The sequence below is a fragment of the Jannaschia helgolandensis genome, assembly GCF_900109285.1.
In the GTDB taxonomy this organism is placed as follows: domain Bacteria; phylum Pseudomonadota; class Alphaproteobacteria; order Rhodobacterales; family Rhodobacteraceae; genus Jannaschia; species Jannaschia helgolandensis.
The window spans coordinates 904,024-918,671 of the sequence record NZ_FNZQ01000001.1 but is presented as its reverse complement, the minus strand read 5'-3'; the positions used below and the strand labels follow the sequence as shown (position 1 = coordinate 918,671).

Sequence of the window (14,648 nt, the reverse complement as noted above, 5' to 3'; positions counted from 1 at the left end):
GCCATGACCATCGAAGTTAAAGTCCCCACCCTGGGCGAATCCGTGACCGAGGCCACCGTGGCCACCTGGTTCAAGCAGCCCGGCGATACCGTCGCCGTCGACGAAATGCTCTGCGAGCTGGAGACCGACAAGGTCACCGTCGAAGTGCCATCGCCCGCCGCCGGAACGCTGGGCGAGATCGTCGCCGCCGAGGGCGAGACCGTCGGCGTCGACGCCCTGCTGGCGACCATATCGGAAGGTGAAGGCGAAGCCCCGGCACCCAAGGCCGAAAAGTCCGCCCCCAAGGCCGAGCCAGTCGAAAAGGCCGAACCGGTCGAGGTCAAACCCGACGTCAATACCGACCCCGGCAATGCCCCCGCCGATACCGGCGGCGAGGCGATCGACATCATGGTGCCTGCCCTGGGCGAGAGCGTGACCGAGGCCACCGTCGCCACCTGGTTCAAGCAACCGGGCGAGACCGTCTCCGTCGACGAAATGCTCTGCGAGCTGGAGACCGACAAGGTTTCGGTCGAGGTGCCCAGCCCTGCCGCAGGCACCCTGACCGAAATCCTGGCACAGGAGGGCGAGACCGTCGCCGCCGGCAGCAAGCTGGCCCTTCTGACCACCGGGGCCGGGGCGATCGCCACGCCAAAGCCTGCCAGTCCTGAACCCGGTTCCGATGCGGGCAAGCCCGAAGCCAAGGCCGGTGACGCGGCCAGGGGCGACGTCGAGAACGCACCCTCGGCCAAGAAGATGATGGCTGAAATGGGCCTGTCCGACGCGCAGGTCAAAGGCACCGGCCGCGACGGTCGGGTGATGAAGGAAGACGTGCTCAAGGCCGGCTCCGCCGCGAAATCGACCGCGCCTGACGCGAAACAGGCCCCGCGCGCGCCCACCCCCGCCGGGGACGATGCGCGGGAGGAGCGGGTGAAGATGACCCGCCTGCGCCAGACCATCGCCAAGCGTCTGAAAGACAGCCAGAACACCGCCGCCATGCTGACCACCTATAACGAGGTGGACATGGGTGCAGTCATGGACTTACGAAGCGAATACAAGGACCTGTTCCTGAAAAAGCACGGCGTGAAGCTGGGCTTCATGTCCTTCTTCACCAAGGCCTGCGTCCACGCCCTGCGCGAAGTGCCCGAAGTGAATGCCGAGATCGACGGCACCGACGTCGTCTACAAGCACTTCGTCCACATGGGCATCGCGGCAGGCACGCCGCAGGGCCTCGTCGTCCCGGTGATCCACGACGCCGACCAGATGTCGTTTGCCGAGATCGAGAAGGCCATCGCCGAAAAGGGCGCCGCCGCGCGCGACGGCAAGCTGTCGATGGCCGACATGCAGGGCGGCACCTTCACCATCTCGAACGGCGGCGTCTACGGCTCGCTCATGTCCTCGCCCATTCTGAACCCGCCGCAATCGGGCATCCTCGGCATGCACAAGATCCAGGACCGGCCCATGGTCGTCGGCGGCGAAATCGTCATCCGCCCGATGATGTATCTCGCGCTCAGCTACGACCACCGGATCGTGGACGGCAAGGGCGCGGTGACGTTCCTCGTGCGGGTGAAGGAAGCGCTGGAGGACCCGCGTCGGTTGGTGATGGATTTGTGAATAAAAAAAGGCCCCGCATAGCGGGGCCTTCACGACGCTGGCCTGCAACTTGAAGTCGTCGCGACGGCCAGCCGCCCTTGGTAGGGTCTTAGTGGGATACCGAAGCATTGCCCTGACAGACATTAAGATGGAGTGGCGCTCGCTTCATGTCAACGGCGGACCACCTAGACTGCACAAAATGCAAGACACGATTTGATTCAAATGTACGCTCGACAGAACCGATGTCTGATACCTACGCTTGCCGTCTCGCCCCTTGTCCAAACGCAAAAGATCAAGCCTGTGGAAGCCCACCGCGCAAACCATGTCGGCCTTCACCCATCGGGACCGGTTTCCCCATGGAGCAGGAATGACAAACGGAACATCCAACTTATAATGATATGACATCAACGGATCAGGATCCGTCGTGCTCAAAGGAACTACGGTGCACAGTCCGGCCCGGGCGTGTATCGGTGGAGAAACTACGATACACAATCGACGTTTCACCATCTCCGGAGCCCTGAAGCCTTGGTCGAAGTTTGCGCAAAGAACTGTTCCTCGTTTCGGGTGAAATTGTATAGCCACGTCGGCTCTTCATCCTCATCGGGAATATCTTGAAAAGATCTGATAGTGGAACCTTTCGCTAATCTCAACGGAGCCACCCCATGAACCTCCTCACCCACCACATCCCCGCCGACTACACCGCGTGGAAGGCCGACTTCGACGCCCATTCCGAGACGCGGATGCAAGCGGGCCTCACCCTCATGCAACTCTGGCGTGATGCCGACGGCACCGGCGTCACCGCCCTCTTCGAAGTCAACGACCGCAAGAAGGCCCAAGGCTGGGTCGACGCCGAAAACCAGACCGACGGCCCCGTCACCGCCCGCTTCATGCGCACTGCATGACCCCCGAGCTGACCGCCCTCGCCCTTGCCGCTCTGCTGCAGGCCGCGCAATTCATCGCCTTCGCGATTCCCGCCAACCGGGAGATCGGGCCGGGCTACACCATGTCGGCCCGCGACCGTCCGCCCAGCCGCGCCATGTCGCAGCGCACGCTTCGCCTGCAGCGCGCATTGAACAACCATGTCGAATGGTTGCTGTTCTTCACCATCGCCGTTGTCGTCGTCACCCTGTCGGGGCAGGCCTCGTCCTTCACCGCGCTCTGCGCCTGGGTCTATCTGGGCGCGCGCGTTCTGTATGTCCCGGCCTATGCCTTCGGCTGGCGGCCGGGTCGGTCGATCATCTGGGCCGTGGGGTTCACGGCGACCGTTCTGATGGTTATCTCAACCCTTATCTGATTTCCGATCCCCGTCCGACGCAGATCACCCGTGGATCACCCGTTCATCACCCACGCCCCGGAGGCACCATGGCCCAATACGACGTCATCATCATCGGCAGCGGCCCCGGCGGCTATGTCTGCGCCATCCGCTGCGCACAGCTCGGTCTGAAAACCGCTGTGGTCGAGGGCCGCGACACGCTGGGCGGCACCTGCCTGAACATCGGCTGCATCCCGTCCAAAGCCATGTTGCACGCGTCGCACATGCTGCACGAAGCCGAGCATAATTTCGGCAAGATGGGCCTGAAGGGCAAGTCGCCCTCGGTCGATTGGAAAGGAATGCTGGACTACAAGCAGAGCACTGTCGACCAGAACACCAAGGGCATAGAATTTCTATTCAAGAAGAACAAGATAGATTGGCTCAAGGGGTGGGGGTCCATCCCCGAGGCGGGTAAGGTCAAGGTCGGCGACGACACCCACGACGCCAAACATATCATCATCGCGTCCGGCTCTGAATCGGCCAACGTGCCGGGCGCGGACGTCGAGATCGACGAGAAGGTCATCGTCACCTCCACCGGCGCGCTGGAATTGTCGTCCATCCCGAAAACCATGGTCGTGGTCGGCGGCGGTGTCATCGGACTGGAGCTGGGGTCGGTCTATGCCCGCCTCGGCGCCGAAGTGACGGTTGTGGAATACCTCGACGCCATCACCCCCGGACAGGACGCCGAAGTTGCCAAGGCATTCCAACGGCTTCTGCAAAAGCAGGGTCTGAAATTCATCACCGGCGCAGGTGTGTCGAAGGTCGAGGTCAAGGGCGGCAAGGCGCATGTATCCTATGCGCTGCGCAAGGACGACAGCGCGCATGAGTTGAAAGCCGATGTCGTCCTGGTCGCCACGGGCCGCAAACCCTATGTCGAGGGGCTTGGCCTTGACGCGCTGAACATGAAGATGACGAAGCGCGGGCAGATCGCAGTCGACGACGGATATGCGACCAGCGTCAAAGGGATATACGCCATCGGCGACGTGATCGAAGGTCCGATGCTGGCCCATAAGGCCGAGGACGAGGGCATGGCGATTGCCGAGATCCTGGCCGGTCAGGCGGGTCACGTGAATTACGACGTCATTCCCGGCGTGATCTACACCCATCCCGAAGTGGCCAGCGTCGGCATGACCGAGGAGCAGCTGAAGGAGGAGGGCCGCGCTTACAAGGTCGGCAAATTCAGCTTCATGGGCAACGCACGGGCCAAGGCCAACTTCTCGGGTGACGGCTTCGTAAAAATGCTGGCGGACGCCAAGACCGACCGAATTCTGGGTTGCCACGTCATCGGCCCGATGGCCGGCGATCTGATACACGAAGTCTGCGTCGCGATGGAATTCGGAGCGGCTGCCGAAGATCTGGCGCGAACCTGCCATGCGCACCCCACCTACAGCGAAGCCATGCGCGAGGCCGCCCTTGCCTGCGGCGACGGCGCGATCCATTCCTGACCCGCGTTTCGACAGAGAGGACAAGAAAGGCACAATCAGAAACAGCGGACACAATTGAGCCGAAGGGTATCAAAGTTCTGCCGCGTTCCAATGATTTAAGGGTATTAACTATTCTGCCCTTGGTGTCTGCTAATGCCTCGCTCTCTTGCCCGCTTTCCGCGGCTTCTAACCGGATTCGTCTTCCCTCAAACCGCCATGGCGGGCGAGGGTTGGCATACCTCTTTTCTGGGTCCGCTTTCCGAACCCGTTTGGCGCTGGCTGGACAGTCCGGCGATGCTGCCTGCGATCGCGATTGCCGTGGCCGTCGTCGGGCTGTGCGTTTTGGTCGCCGGGAATTTGCGGATGCGACGTCGTCATGCCCGGCTGGCGATTTCCGGCTTGCGGAACGGCGCGCGGTTCCGAGTCGTCGACGCGATGTGCCACGCCGTCTGGGACGGTCGCACGATCAACACGGTTCGTGTAAAACGCGCATTGCAGATCGCGCGCGATACCACCGGGATGGATTTCACCTCGATGCATATGCAGGAAATGGCTCAGCGCGCCGATCGCATTATCATTCCGATAAACTTCAATTGGATGCGCGAAGACCTGAACCGCGAAGAAAAGCTGCTGATTTTCAACGCCACGTTATCCGTACTGCTGGCGGATGGGCCAATGGGGCGATCGGATCGCGTGTTTTTGCGGACGCTGGCGCGGGGGCTGCGACTGGGACGTACGGATTTGCGCGCCCTTGCCCGATTGATCACCACGTCCTGAAGAGGCGGAATGCCGGTCGGTCTGGTCAAGCCCTGCCTGAACGGCGACAGTGGGTGCGGAAACAGCCGCAGCGAAAGACCCGCCATGCAGATTGACCTTCTTTACGGACGCGATGGCCTGACGCTGGATATGCCCGACGGGGCCGAAACGCATCTGATCGAAAAGCCCGCCTTTCCGGCCTGCGATCCGCCCGCCGAACAGATCGCCCGCGCCCTGCGTGACCCGCACGGCGCCGCCCCCTTGGCCGAATTGTGTCATGGCAAATCCTCGGCCTGCATCCTGATTTGTGACATCACCCGACCCGTGCCCAACTACCTGTTCCTGCGCCCGATGATTGAGATCATGACCGCGGGCGGCATCCCCCTCGACCGCATCACGGTCCTCATCGCGACGGGTCTGCACCGCCCGAATGAAGGCACGGAGATGGATGAGCTGGTCGGCGACCCCTGGGTGCTGGAGAACGTGCGGGTCGAGAACCATTTTGCCCTGAATGACGCGGATCATGTCGATCTGGGCGTGACCGAGGGACGCGGCGTTCCGATCAAACTGGACCGTCGCTTTGTCGAGGCAGAGTTAAAGATCGCGACCGGCCTGGTCGAGCCGCATTTCATGGCCGGATTTTCCGGCGGACGCAAAGTCGTGGCCCCCGGCGTGGCCCATCACGAAACGATCCGCACCTTCCATTCCGCCCGCTTCATGGAAGACCCCGCCGCGCGCGAATGCAACCTGACCGGCAACCCCCTGCACGAGGAACAGTTGGAAATCGTGCGGCGGCTGGGTGACGTCTACGCCCTGAATACGGTGATCGACGACAAGCGAAATCTGGTGTTCTGCAGCTTCGGCGAAATCATCGAAAGCCATCTGGCCGCCGTCGATTTCGTCCGCGGCTATACCGAAATTCCGGTGGGGCGGAAATTCCGTACCGTCGTCACATCATCGGCGGGCTATCCGCTGGACCAGACGTATTATCAGACGGTCAAGGGCATGGTGACGCCTCTGGACATTCTGGAAGACGGCGGCACCCTGATCGTCGCATCGCAATGCGCCGAGGGCATCGGGTCTGACCACTTCCGCGCCGCACAGGAACGGCTGGTGCGGCTGGGGCCGGAGGCGTTCCTGAAGACGCTGCTGGCCAAGGACTTTGCCGACGTCGATGAATGGCAGACTGAGATGCAGCTGAAACCGATGCGCGTCGGGCGCATTCAGCTCTATTCCGGCACTCTGTCAGACTCCGATCATGCGGTGACGGGGGTGGACCGCATTACCGACCTGCACGACGCCATTGCCGCCAGCATCGCACATCACGGCGATGCTGCGGTCGCGGTCATTCCCGAAGGGCCGTATGTCGTGCCCAAAGCCGCCGCCGGGCCAGGCTGATCCATGGCAAAACATCTGCATCTGGACGTGACGGGCGGGATTGCGGGCGACATGTTCCTGTCGGCAATGCTGTCGGCCTGTCCCGAATTGCGCGGGGCGATGCTTGACGATCTGCGCGCCGCCGGAGTTCTGGAGCATGTCACGCTGTCCATTGATACGGTGCGCGAAAAGGGTTTCGCGGCAGTGCGGGTCAAGGTCACCACGGCGTCGGACGCGCCACCGACATCGCAGTGGCGCGATATTCGCGCGTTCATCGACGGCAGCGGGCTGGACGCACCAGTGAAGGCCCGTGCCTTGGCAATTTTCGCCTTGCTGGCAGAGGCCGAGGCAACCTGCCACGGGGTCGCACCAGACGAAGTGCATTTCCACGAGATCGCGGACTGGGACTCGCTGGCCGACATCATCGGCGCGGCTTCGGTCATTGATCGGGCCGGGGTCGAAGGGTGGTCGGTCAGCGCCCTGCCCGTAGGCAGTGGTCGCGTGAAGACAAGGCATGGCATCGTTCCGGTACCGGCCCCCGCGACCGCCGAGTTGTTGATCGGGTTCGAAATGTTCACCGACGCGGGCCAGGGAGAGCGGATCACCCCGACCGGAGCGGCAATCCTGCGGCACCTCGCCCCCGTCCAACAACTTGTCGGGCCTCGCGGTCGCCTGAGCGCGACCGGCACCGGGGCGGGGCAACGACAGATGGAGGGAATCGCGAATATACTGAGGGTTCTGGTCTTTGAGGATGGCACGCGCGCACCGGAAACCGTCAGCCTGATCCGGTTCGAGGTGGACGATATGACGCCCGAGGAAATCGCCGTCTCACTCGACCGGCTGCGCTTGACCGATGGTCTCCTTGACGCCGGATACGCGACCTCATTCGGCAAAAAGGGTCGGGCGCAGTTTGCCGTGACGATCACAGTGCGAACCGATGCAACGGCCGCTCTGATCGAAGCCTGTTTCGCGGAAACCAGCACAATCGGGTTGCGGGTTCAGACTGTCGCGCGACACGTTCTGCCGCGTCGGGCGGACATCGGGTTCACCCGCACCAAAACGGTCGAACGCCCCGAGGGAGTGACGCGCAAAGCCGAAAGCGACGACCTGACAGGCGTCCCGACCCTTCAGGCCCGTCGAAATCTTGCCCGTGCCGCCGAGGCCGAGCATGACTGACCCCCTCGCCCGATTGCAGGCGGAGTTGCAGCGTCTGCCGAAACTGGCCGTTGCCGTCAGCGGTGGCGTCGACAGCCTGACGCTTGCCCATGTCGCATCGGGTATCGTGCCGGATTTCCACGCCATTCACGCCATGTCTCCTGCCGTGCCGCCCGCCGCGACCGATCGGGTGCGGCAACAGGCCAAAGTGCACGGCTGGAGGTTGCGCCTTGTGGACAGCGGCGAATTCGCGGACCCGCACTATCGCGCGAACCCGCACAACCGATGCTATTTCTGCAAGTCCAATCTCTATGGCACGATGCGGCGGGTGTTCGACGGGCCGATTGCCGCAGGAACCAATACGGACGATCTTGGCGAATATCGCCCTGGCCTGATCGCCGCCGATGACTATGATGTCCTGCATCCCTACGTCGCGGCCGATATTGCCAAGGATGACATCCGGGCCATCGCGCGGGCCTGCGGCCTGGATGAAATCGCCGACCTGCCCGCGCAGCCCTGCCTGGCCAGCCGCGTCACCACCGGCATTGCCATCCGTCGCGACGATCTGGATTTCATCGACATGGTCGAGACGCTCGTGCGGGCGGACACTCCGGGCATGGATATCCGTTGCCGCATCACCGGGGACGGCGTCGTGCTGGAGACCGGCACCCCGATGCCCGATGCCACCGTGGCATCCGTCGCCGACCTGTGCCGCCGGGCGAACCGGCCCTTCGCAGGCAGCCGCACCTATGTGCGCGGCAGTGCCTTCGTCATTCCCGGGGAGTGAGCGATGGAGCGGCACACGATCTTCGACTGGTCCCGCAAGGCGCGGACGGGCATCCCCGAGGCGGTCTTCGCTGAAGGCAAGTCCCTGTCGCATCTGCATGATGTAATCCGTGACCACATCGACCGAAACGCATCGCTGTTGATTACGCGATTGACCCCGACGCAGATCGATGGGCTGCGTGACCTGCCATTGTCGGTTGACGATCTGGGGCGCACGGCCACCCTGGAAGCCCCGGAACCGGATCATGACGCGCCCGTAGTGGCCATCGTCACGGCGGGCACCTCCGACCTGTCCGTCGCGCGCGAGGCCGAAGTCGCGGCAAATTTCATGGGATTGCGAACCGAATTGATCGCTGACGTCGGCGTCGCAGGTCTCTGGCGGCTGGAAGCGCATTTGCCGGCGCTGACCGCGCACCGCCTGATCATCGCCGTCGCCGGAATGGAAGGCGCGTTGTTCTCGGTGCTGGCCGGGCTTGTCACCGCGCCGATCATCGCTGTTCCGACATCGGTGGGATATGGCGTGGCGAAGGACGGGTCGGTGGCCTTAGGATCGGCGTTGGGCGGCTGTGCGCCGGGCGTGGTCTGTGTGAATATCGACAACGGATTCGGTGCAGCCGCCGCAGCGGCCAAGATTTTAAACATCGCCCAAGCGCTATAATATTAACTTTTTCAATTACTTGAGCGGCAGAAACTCTGAATTACTGAAAAAGATTGACGTTCATCATTCTAGCGACGATTTAGGCGCAGGAGAGAGATATGCAACGACCGACGATTCATGATGTGGCCGATGCAGCACGGCTCAGCCTTGCGACTGTGGATCGCGTCCTGAACAACCGGGGCGGCGTTGCCGAAAAATCGGTTCGCAAGGTGACCAAGGCCGTGGCCGAAACTGGCTATGTCCGGGATATCGCGGCGGCCAACCTGTCCCGCAAAAGGCGGTATCGCTTTGCTTTCATCCTGCCTGGCATCGCGACCGGATTTGTCGCTTTGCTGCGCGCCGAACTGGCAAAAGAGCAGATTCGCCTGCGCCCGGACAAGATCGAGCTGGAGATCATCGAAACCGCCCCTTTCGATACCCCGTCGCAGCTGGCCGCATTGCGCAGCTTGTCTGGCGACACAACGAACGGGGTTGCCGTTTTTGCCGCTGAGGCGCCTGAAATACATGACGAAATTGCGCGTCTGGCCCATCAGGGCGTTCACGTCCTGACCCTGGTTTCTGATTTACCCCGGTCGCAGCGGGACGCCTATGTCGGCCCTGACAATGTCGCCGCCGGGCGGACGGCCGCGGCCTTCATGGGGCGATTCAGCGCGGGCCGGTCTGGCACGATCCTGATGGTTACCGGAAGCCTTGCGTCGCGCGATCACATGGAGCGGGTCATGGGGTTTCGCATGGTTATGGCCGAACGGTTTCCCAATCTGACGTTGCTGCCTGCCGCGCAGGGGTTCGATAGCGCGGAGACCGTCCGCAAGCTGATCTCAGACACGCTGAAGACCACGCCATTGGCCGGAATTTATGCCGTAGGTGCTGGCAATCGCGGACTGCTGGAAGGTCTGCGCGACACCTCCCCGCGCCCGGTGACGATCGTACATGAATTAACCGATATTTCGCGCGCGGCACTGCTGTCCGGCGAGATCGACCTGGTGATCGACCAGAACCCCGTCGCAGAGGTGCGGGCGGCGATATCCATCATGCGTGACCTGAGCGATAATCGCGATGTGACCACCGCTCGGGGTGCGATCCCCCTCAACATTTTCATCCGGGAGAACATCTAGGTGTCTCAATATTTTGCCGACCTCCAGCCTATCACTTTCGAAGGCAGGGACAGCACGAACCCGCTGGCCTTCCGTCATTATGACGCCACCGCGATGCTGGGCGACAGGACGATGGCCGAACATCTGCGCTTTGCAGTCTGTTACTGGCATAATTTCGTCTGGGACGGCAGCGACCCGTTCGGCGGGCAGACCTTTGACCGCCCATGGTTTCCGGCGGATACAATGGATCAGGCGCGTCAGAAGGCCGACGCCGCGTTCGAGATGTTCCGCATTCTGGGCGTGCCGTATTTCTGCTTCCACGATCATGACGTCAGGCCCGAGGGCGACACGCTCGCCGAAAGCCACGAACGTCTGAACGAGATCGCCGATTACTTCGAGCAGAAGATGGAAGACGGAGGACAAAAGCTGCTCTGGGGCACGGCTAACATGTTCTCGAACCGGCGGTATATGTCGGGTGCAGCGACGAACCCCGACCCGGATGTGTTCGCATATTGTGCGTCTACCGTGAAAGCCTGCATGGATGTGACGCACCGATTGCACGGGGAAAACTATGTTCTCTGGGGCGGGCGCGAAGGCTACGAGTCCCTTCTGAACACCGATCTGGACCGCGAGTTGGAGCAGATGGGCCGATTTCTGTCGATGGTGGTCGAGTACAAGCACAAGATCGGTTTCAAGGGTGCCATCCTGATCGAACCGAAGCCGCAGGAACCGACCAAGCATCAATACGATTACGATGTGGCGACCGTTTATGGCTTCCTCAAGCGGTTTGGGCTGGAGGATGAGGTCAAGGTCAATGTCGAACAGGGGCACGCCATTCTTGCCGGTCATTCCTTCGAGCATGAGCTGGCGATGGCGCGCACGCTGGGCATCTTCGGGTCCATCGACATGAACCGGAACGATTACCAGTCAGGGTGGGATACCGACCAGTTTCCGAACTCGCCCGGTGAGGCGGCGCTGGCCTATTACGAAGTGCTGCGCGCGGGCGGGTTCACCACCGGCGGCACCAATTTCGACGCCAAGCTGCGGCGGCAATCGCTGGATGCGGAGGACCTGATCGCCGCGCACGTCGGAGGTATGGATATCTGCGCGCGCGGCCTGATCTCGGCCCACGCGATGATCGAGGATGACGCGCTGGAAGGGCCGCGCCGTGTCCGTTACGCCGGTTGGGAGGGCGAGGCCGCTCAGGCGATGCTGGCCAAAGGTGCTACGCTGGACGGAATTGCGGCGGACGCCGAGGCGCGCGATGTGAACCCGCAGCCGGTGTCGGGCGCGCAGGAGAAGCTGGAGAATATCGTCAACCGCTATCTCTGAGGGGGGTAGACGGTCGGGCCCCATCCGGCCCGACAACTCACCATGGTTCTGCCGCGGTGACACCCCTTCTGACCCTATGCTGCTGGCCGGAAAGGCGGTGCCTTCCGGTCAGTTGGCCTGTCAGGCCATCCCGCGCGCAGGCCGGTCGTGGGCGATGTTGAACTTCATGCCATCCAGCAGTTCGACCAGATCGGGCCGCGCCGCAGGGCCGTTGGACAGACACGCAATCTGAATGATGCCATCGGGACGGACGCAGAATACGGCGGGTTCGGCAAAACGGCGGTCGGTTTCCTGCGGGGACAGCGGGTCCGAGATATAGACGCCCAAATCGCGCATCTGCGCCTCCGACAGGTCGTAGCCTATCGGGAACCGCCAGCCATATTCGTCCAGATCGGCCTGCGCCTTTTCCAGCGGGTCCGCAGACACGGTCACGATATCGAAGCCTGCGGCTTCCCAATCGCCCGCCATGCCATCAAGCGATGTCAGGTATTTCTTGCAACGCCCGCAGTGCTTTCCGCGGTAGACAACCAGCAGCATATGACGTCCCCGTGCGCCGCCAATGTCGATGGCGCCACCACCCAGTTTCGGGAGGGACATGAGGGGCAGAGGCATGCCGACGGCTGGTTTAGAATGGGTCATTAGGATCCTTTCCGAGGTCGGCTTCGCAGCACGCACTCACCACAATTTATATGTTGTATGATGAATAATGAGTTGCTAGCAAGCAAGGCATAATGTTGGAAGCGGAGTGTGAAAGATGGGAGGGAGCAATGGCATTCGCGCCCTCGGTGTGCGTCCGAAGCTGAGCGAGAATGTCGCGGCGCAGCTTCGTGAGTTAATCCAGCAAGGCGATCTGGAGCCCGGTGCCCAGTTGCCGACCGAAAGTGCCATGGTCGAACAGTTCGGGGTCAGCCGCACGGTCATCCGCGAAGCCGTATCCGCCCTCAGCGTCGATGGCTTGGTCAACGCACAGCAGGGCCGCGGCGTGTTCGTGGCCGATGACCCGAGCCAGCAACCCTTCCGTTTGGGCCGAAACGGATTGAGTGAAGCCGATCACATCGTGCAGATGATGGAATTGCGCCTGAGCCTTGAAGTCGAGAGCGCGAGCCTTGCCGCCGTACGCCGCGATCAATCCGATTTGCGGGCGATCAATGTGGCCTGGCAGACCCATTCCGATGCAATGACGGCGGGCCAGACCGGGCACAAGGAAGACTTCGGCCTGCATCTGGCCATCGCCGAGGCGACCAAGAATGCCTACATCGCCGGATTCCTGCGTTACCTCGGCCCATTCATCATTCCGCGTCCCGCAATGACGCAATTCACCGGCGAGGAGCGCGCCACCTATCAGCGCGTACTGGAACACGAGCATCGCGACATCCTGACCGCGATCACTGACCGAGATGCGTTGTCCGCCGCCGATCTGATGCGGGGGCACCTTGCCCGCGGCCTCGACCTGAACCGACGTCTGCTGCGCCAAGGCGACGCGACCTGACCCACCCAGCGAAAGCGAACTGATGGATATCCGACAATCCTGCAGCCCCGGCGAAACACGCGGCTTCGACACCACACAACTGCGCACGAATTACCTGATCGAGGATCTGTTCCGCGCGGGCGAAGTTTCGATGACCTACAGCCATCTGGACCGCACCGTCGTGGGAGGGGTGGTGCCGCAGGCGAAGCCGCTTTTGCTGAAGTCGGAAAAGCAGATCGGCTCGCCCGGCTTTCTGGACCGCCGCGAGATTGGCGTCGTCAATATCGGCGGCGAAGGGCGGGTAACGGCGGACGGCACCGATTACGATCTGGCGTGGACGGACGCGCTCTACCTGCCCATGGGCACGGCGGATGTAGCGTTTAGCAGCACCGATGCGGCCAACCCGGCGCGGTTCTATTTCGTCTCGACCCCCGCCCACGCCACGCACAAGGCGCAGAAGATCACCGCCGACGATGCCATTCTGTTAGACTTGGGCACCCAGTCCGACGCCAACGTCCGCAAACTGCGCCAGTACATCCATCCCGAGGTCTGTGCGTCTTGCCAACTGGTCATGGGCGTCACCCTGATCGAGGACGGCAGCGTCTGGAATACCATGCCCTGCCACACCCATGACCGCCGATCCGAAGCCTATCTGTATTTCGACATGCAGCCCAAGACGCGAGTCATCCACCTGATGGGCGAGCCGCAGGAAACGCGGCATCTGGTCGTCGGCAATGAACAGGCCATCCTGTCGCCGGGCTGGTCGATCCATTCGGGCTGCGGCACCGGGCGGTACGGGTTCGTCTGGTCGATGGCGGGGGACAATCAGGATTTCACCGATATGGACTTCGTCGACATGGGCGACCTGCGATGACCTTGTTCGACCTTACCGGCAAAACGGCCATCGTGACCGGCGCGAATACCGGCCTTGGTCAAGCGTTCGCCATCGATCTGGCGCGTGCCGGGGTGCGGGTCGCCTGCGTCGGACGGTCGTCGATGAACGATACGCTGGCGAAGATCGGCGACCCGGATCGTGCGCTGGCGGTTCAAGCCGACATCGGATCGCTTGAACCGATCGGGCGGATCGTTTCGGAGGTGACGGAGTGGGCCGGGGACATCGATATTCTGGTGAACAACGCCGGTATCATCCGTCGGGCCGACGCGCTGGATTTCACCGAGGACGACTGGGATGCGGTGATGGACGTGAACCTGAAATCTCTGTTTTTCCTGAGCCAGGCCGTTGCGCGCCAGATGGTGCCGCGCGGATCGGGCAAGATCATCAACATCGCTTCGTTGCTGTCGTTTCAAGGCGGCATCCGCATTCCGTCCTATACCGCCAGCAAAAGCGGCGTGGCCGGTCTGACCAAGCTGCTGGCCTGCGAATGGGGTCCGAGGGGCGTCAATGTCAACGCGGTCGCCCCCGGATATATCGAGACCAACAACACCCAGGCGCTGCGCGATGATCCCGCGCGGAACAAGGCCATTCTCGACCGGATACCGGCGGGACACTGGGGGCAGCCATCCGATATTTCGGGTGCGGTGATGTTTCTGGCCTCCAAAGCGTCGGACTACGTGCACGGTATCACATTGCCGGTCGACGGAGGATGGCTTGCCCGATGAGGGGCACACGGAATGGCAAATATGCGATTCCGCACGAATTAGACTTCACGCCGGAAACTGGTATGCTAGTATACTTACCGACACGTTCCGGGAGAAG

16 protein-coding genes are annotated in these 14,648 nt (G+C 62.2%); 14 read left to right on the top strand and 2 right to left on the bottom strand.

The window, feature by feature from the left end:
- The first annotated feature begins 3 nt into the window (after positions 1 to 3).
- Positions 4 to 1,590: a 2-oxoglutarate dehydrogenase complex dihydrolipoyllysine-residue succinyltransferase gene (gene odhB / locus BMY38_RS04460; protein ID WP_092760121.1), complete on the top strand. Its 1,587-nt coding sequence runs from the start codon at positions 4 to 6 to the stop codon at positions 1,588 to 1,590.
- Between the two features lie 144 nt (positions 1,591 to 1,734).
- Here odhB and BMY38_RS04455 read toward each other — a convergent pair whose 3' ends face one another.
- The gene (locus BMY38_RS04455) at positions 1,735 to 2,151 is read right to left on the bottom strand and encodes a type II toxin-antitoxin system PemK/MazF family toxin (RefSeq protein ID WP_092760119.1); all 417 of its coding nucleotides are present in this window, start codon (positions 2,149 to 2,151) and stop codon (positions 1,735 to 1,737) included.
- Positions 2,152 to 2,231: 80 nt separating this feature from the next.
- Between BMY38_RS04455 and BMY38_RS04450 the strand changes: the two genes are divergently transcribed.
- The 10 genes from BMY38_RS04450 (at position 2,232) to xylA (ending at position 11,463) form a co-directional block, all read left to right on the top strand.
- Positions 2,232 to 2,471 carry a DUF3303 family protein gene (locus BMY38_RS04450; RefSeq protein WP_092760117.1) on the top strand — a complete coding sequence of 80 codons (240 nt, stop codon included), beginning with the start codon at positions 2,232 to 2,234 and terminating at the stop codon, positions 2,469 to 2,471.
- On the top strand, positions 2,468 to 2,863 hold the full coding sequence (locus tag BMY38_RS04445) for an MAPEG family protein (RefSeq protein ID WP_092760115.1): 396 nt from the start codon (positions 2,468 to 2,470) through the stop codon (positions 2,861 to 2,863). The genes BMY38_RS04450 and BMY38_RS04445 overlap by 4 nt, the downstream gene beginning before the upstream one ends.
- 68 nt (positions 2,864 to 2,931) lie before the next feature.
- Positions 2,932 to 4,326 carry a dihydrolipoyl dehydrogenase gene (lpdA, locus tag BMY38_RS04440; protein ID WP_092760113.1) on the top strand — a complete coding sequence of 465 codons (1,395 nt, stop codon included), beginning with the start codon at positions 2,932 to 2,934 and terminating at the stop codon, positions 4,324 to 4,326.
- A 273-nt stretch (positions 4,327 to 4,599) separates the two neighbouring features.
- Positions 4,600 to 5,082, top strand: a complete 483-nt coding sequence (locus BMY38_RS04435) for a hypothetical protein (RefSeq protein ID WP_139204650.1) — start codon at positions 4,600 to 4,602, stop codon at positions 5,080 to 5,082.
- Between the two features lie 84 nt (positions 5,083 to 5,166).
- On the top strand, positions 5,167 to 6,459 hold the full coding sequence (locus BMY38_RS04430; RefSeq protein WP_092761193.1) for a nickel-dependent lactate racemase family protein: 1,293 nt from the start codon (positions 5,167 to 5,169) through the stop codon (positions 6,457 to 6,459).
- Positions 6,460 to 6,462: 3 nt separating this feature from the next.
- Positions 6,463 to 7,614 (top strand): nickel pincer cofactor biosynthesis protein LarC, encoded by a 1,152-nt coding sequence (gene larC, locus BMY38_RS04425; RefSeq protein ID WP_092760109.1) that lies wholly within the window; start codon positions 6,463 to 6,465, stop codon positions 7,612 to 7,614.
- Positions 7,607 to 8,380, top strand: a complete 774-nt coding sequence (larE, locus tag BMY38_RS04420; RefSeq protein ID WP_092760107.1) for an ATP-dependent sacrificial sulfur transferase LarE — start codon at positions 7,607 to 7,609, stop codon at positions 8,378 to 8,380. The genes larC and larE overlap by 8 nt, the downstream gene beginning before the upstream one ends.
- A gap of 3 nt (positions 8,381 to 8,383) precedes the next feature.
- The gene (gene larB, locus BMY38_RS04415) at positions 8,384 to 9,037 is read left to right on the top strand and encodes a nickel pincer cofactor biosynthesis protein LarB (RefSeq protein WP_092760105.1); all 654 of its coding nucleotides are present in this window, start codon (positions 8,384 to 8,386) and stop codon (positions 9,035 to 9,037) included.
- Positions 9,038 to 9,135: 98 nt separating this feature from the next.
- Positions 9,136 to 10,152: a LacI family DNA-binding transcriptional regulator gene (locus BMY38_RS04410; protein ID WP_092760103.1), complete on the top strand. Its 1,017-nt coding sequence runs from the start codon at positions 9,136 to 9,138 to the stop codon at positions 10,150 to 10,152.
- A complete protein-coding gene (gene xylA, locus BMY38_RS04405) occupies positions 10,153 to 11,463 on the top strand; it encodes a xylose isomerase (protein WP_092760101.1) in 1,311 nt (436 codons plus the stop codon).
- Between the two features lie 120 nt (positions 11,464 to 11,583).
- Here the strand turns inward: xylA and BMY38_RS04400 are convergent, their stop codons facing one another.
- A complete protein-coding gene (locus BMY38_RS04400) occupies positions 11,584 to 12,102 on the bottom strand; it encodes a peroxiredoxin family protein (RefSeq protein ID WP_092760099.1) in 519 nt (172 codons plus the stop codon).
- Between the two features lie 115 nt (positions 12,103 to 12,217).
- Between BMY38_RS04400 and BMY38_RS04395 the strand changes: the two genes are divergently transcribed.
- The 3 genes from BMY38_RS04395 to kduD are packed head-to-tail and all read left to right on the top strand — an operon-like array spanning position 12,218 to position 14,551.
- The gene (locus BMY38_RS04395; RefSeq protein WP_092760097.1) at positions 12,218 to 12,952 is read left to right on the top strand and encodes a FadR/GntR family transcriptional regulator; all 735 of its coding nucleotides are present in this window, start codon (positions 12,218 to 12,220) and stop codon (positions 12,950 to 12,952) included.
- A gap of 22 nt (positions 12,953 to 12,974) precedes the next feature.
- Complete coding sequence (gene kduI / locus BMY38_RS04390; protein WP_092760095.1) at positions 12,975 to 13,805, top strand: 5-dehydro-4-deoxy-D-glucuronate isomerase; 831 nt, start codon at positions 12,975 to 12,977, stop codon at positions 13,803 to 13,805.
- A complete protein-coding gene (gene kduD / locus BMY38_RS04385; protein ID WP_092760093.1) occupies positions 13,802 to 14,551 on the top strand; it encodes a 2-dehydro-3-deoxy-D-gluconate 5-dehydrogenase KduD in 750 nt (249 codons plus the stop codon). The genes kduI and kduD overlap by 4 nt, the downstream gene beginning before the upstream one ends.
- The last annotated feature ends 97 nt before the right edge of the window (positions 14,552 to 14,648 follow it).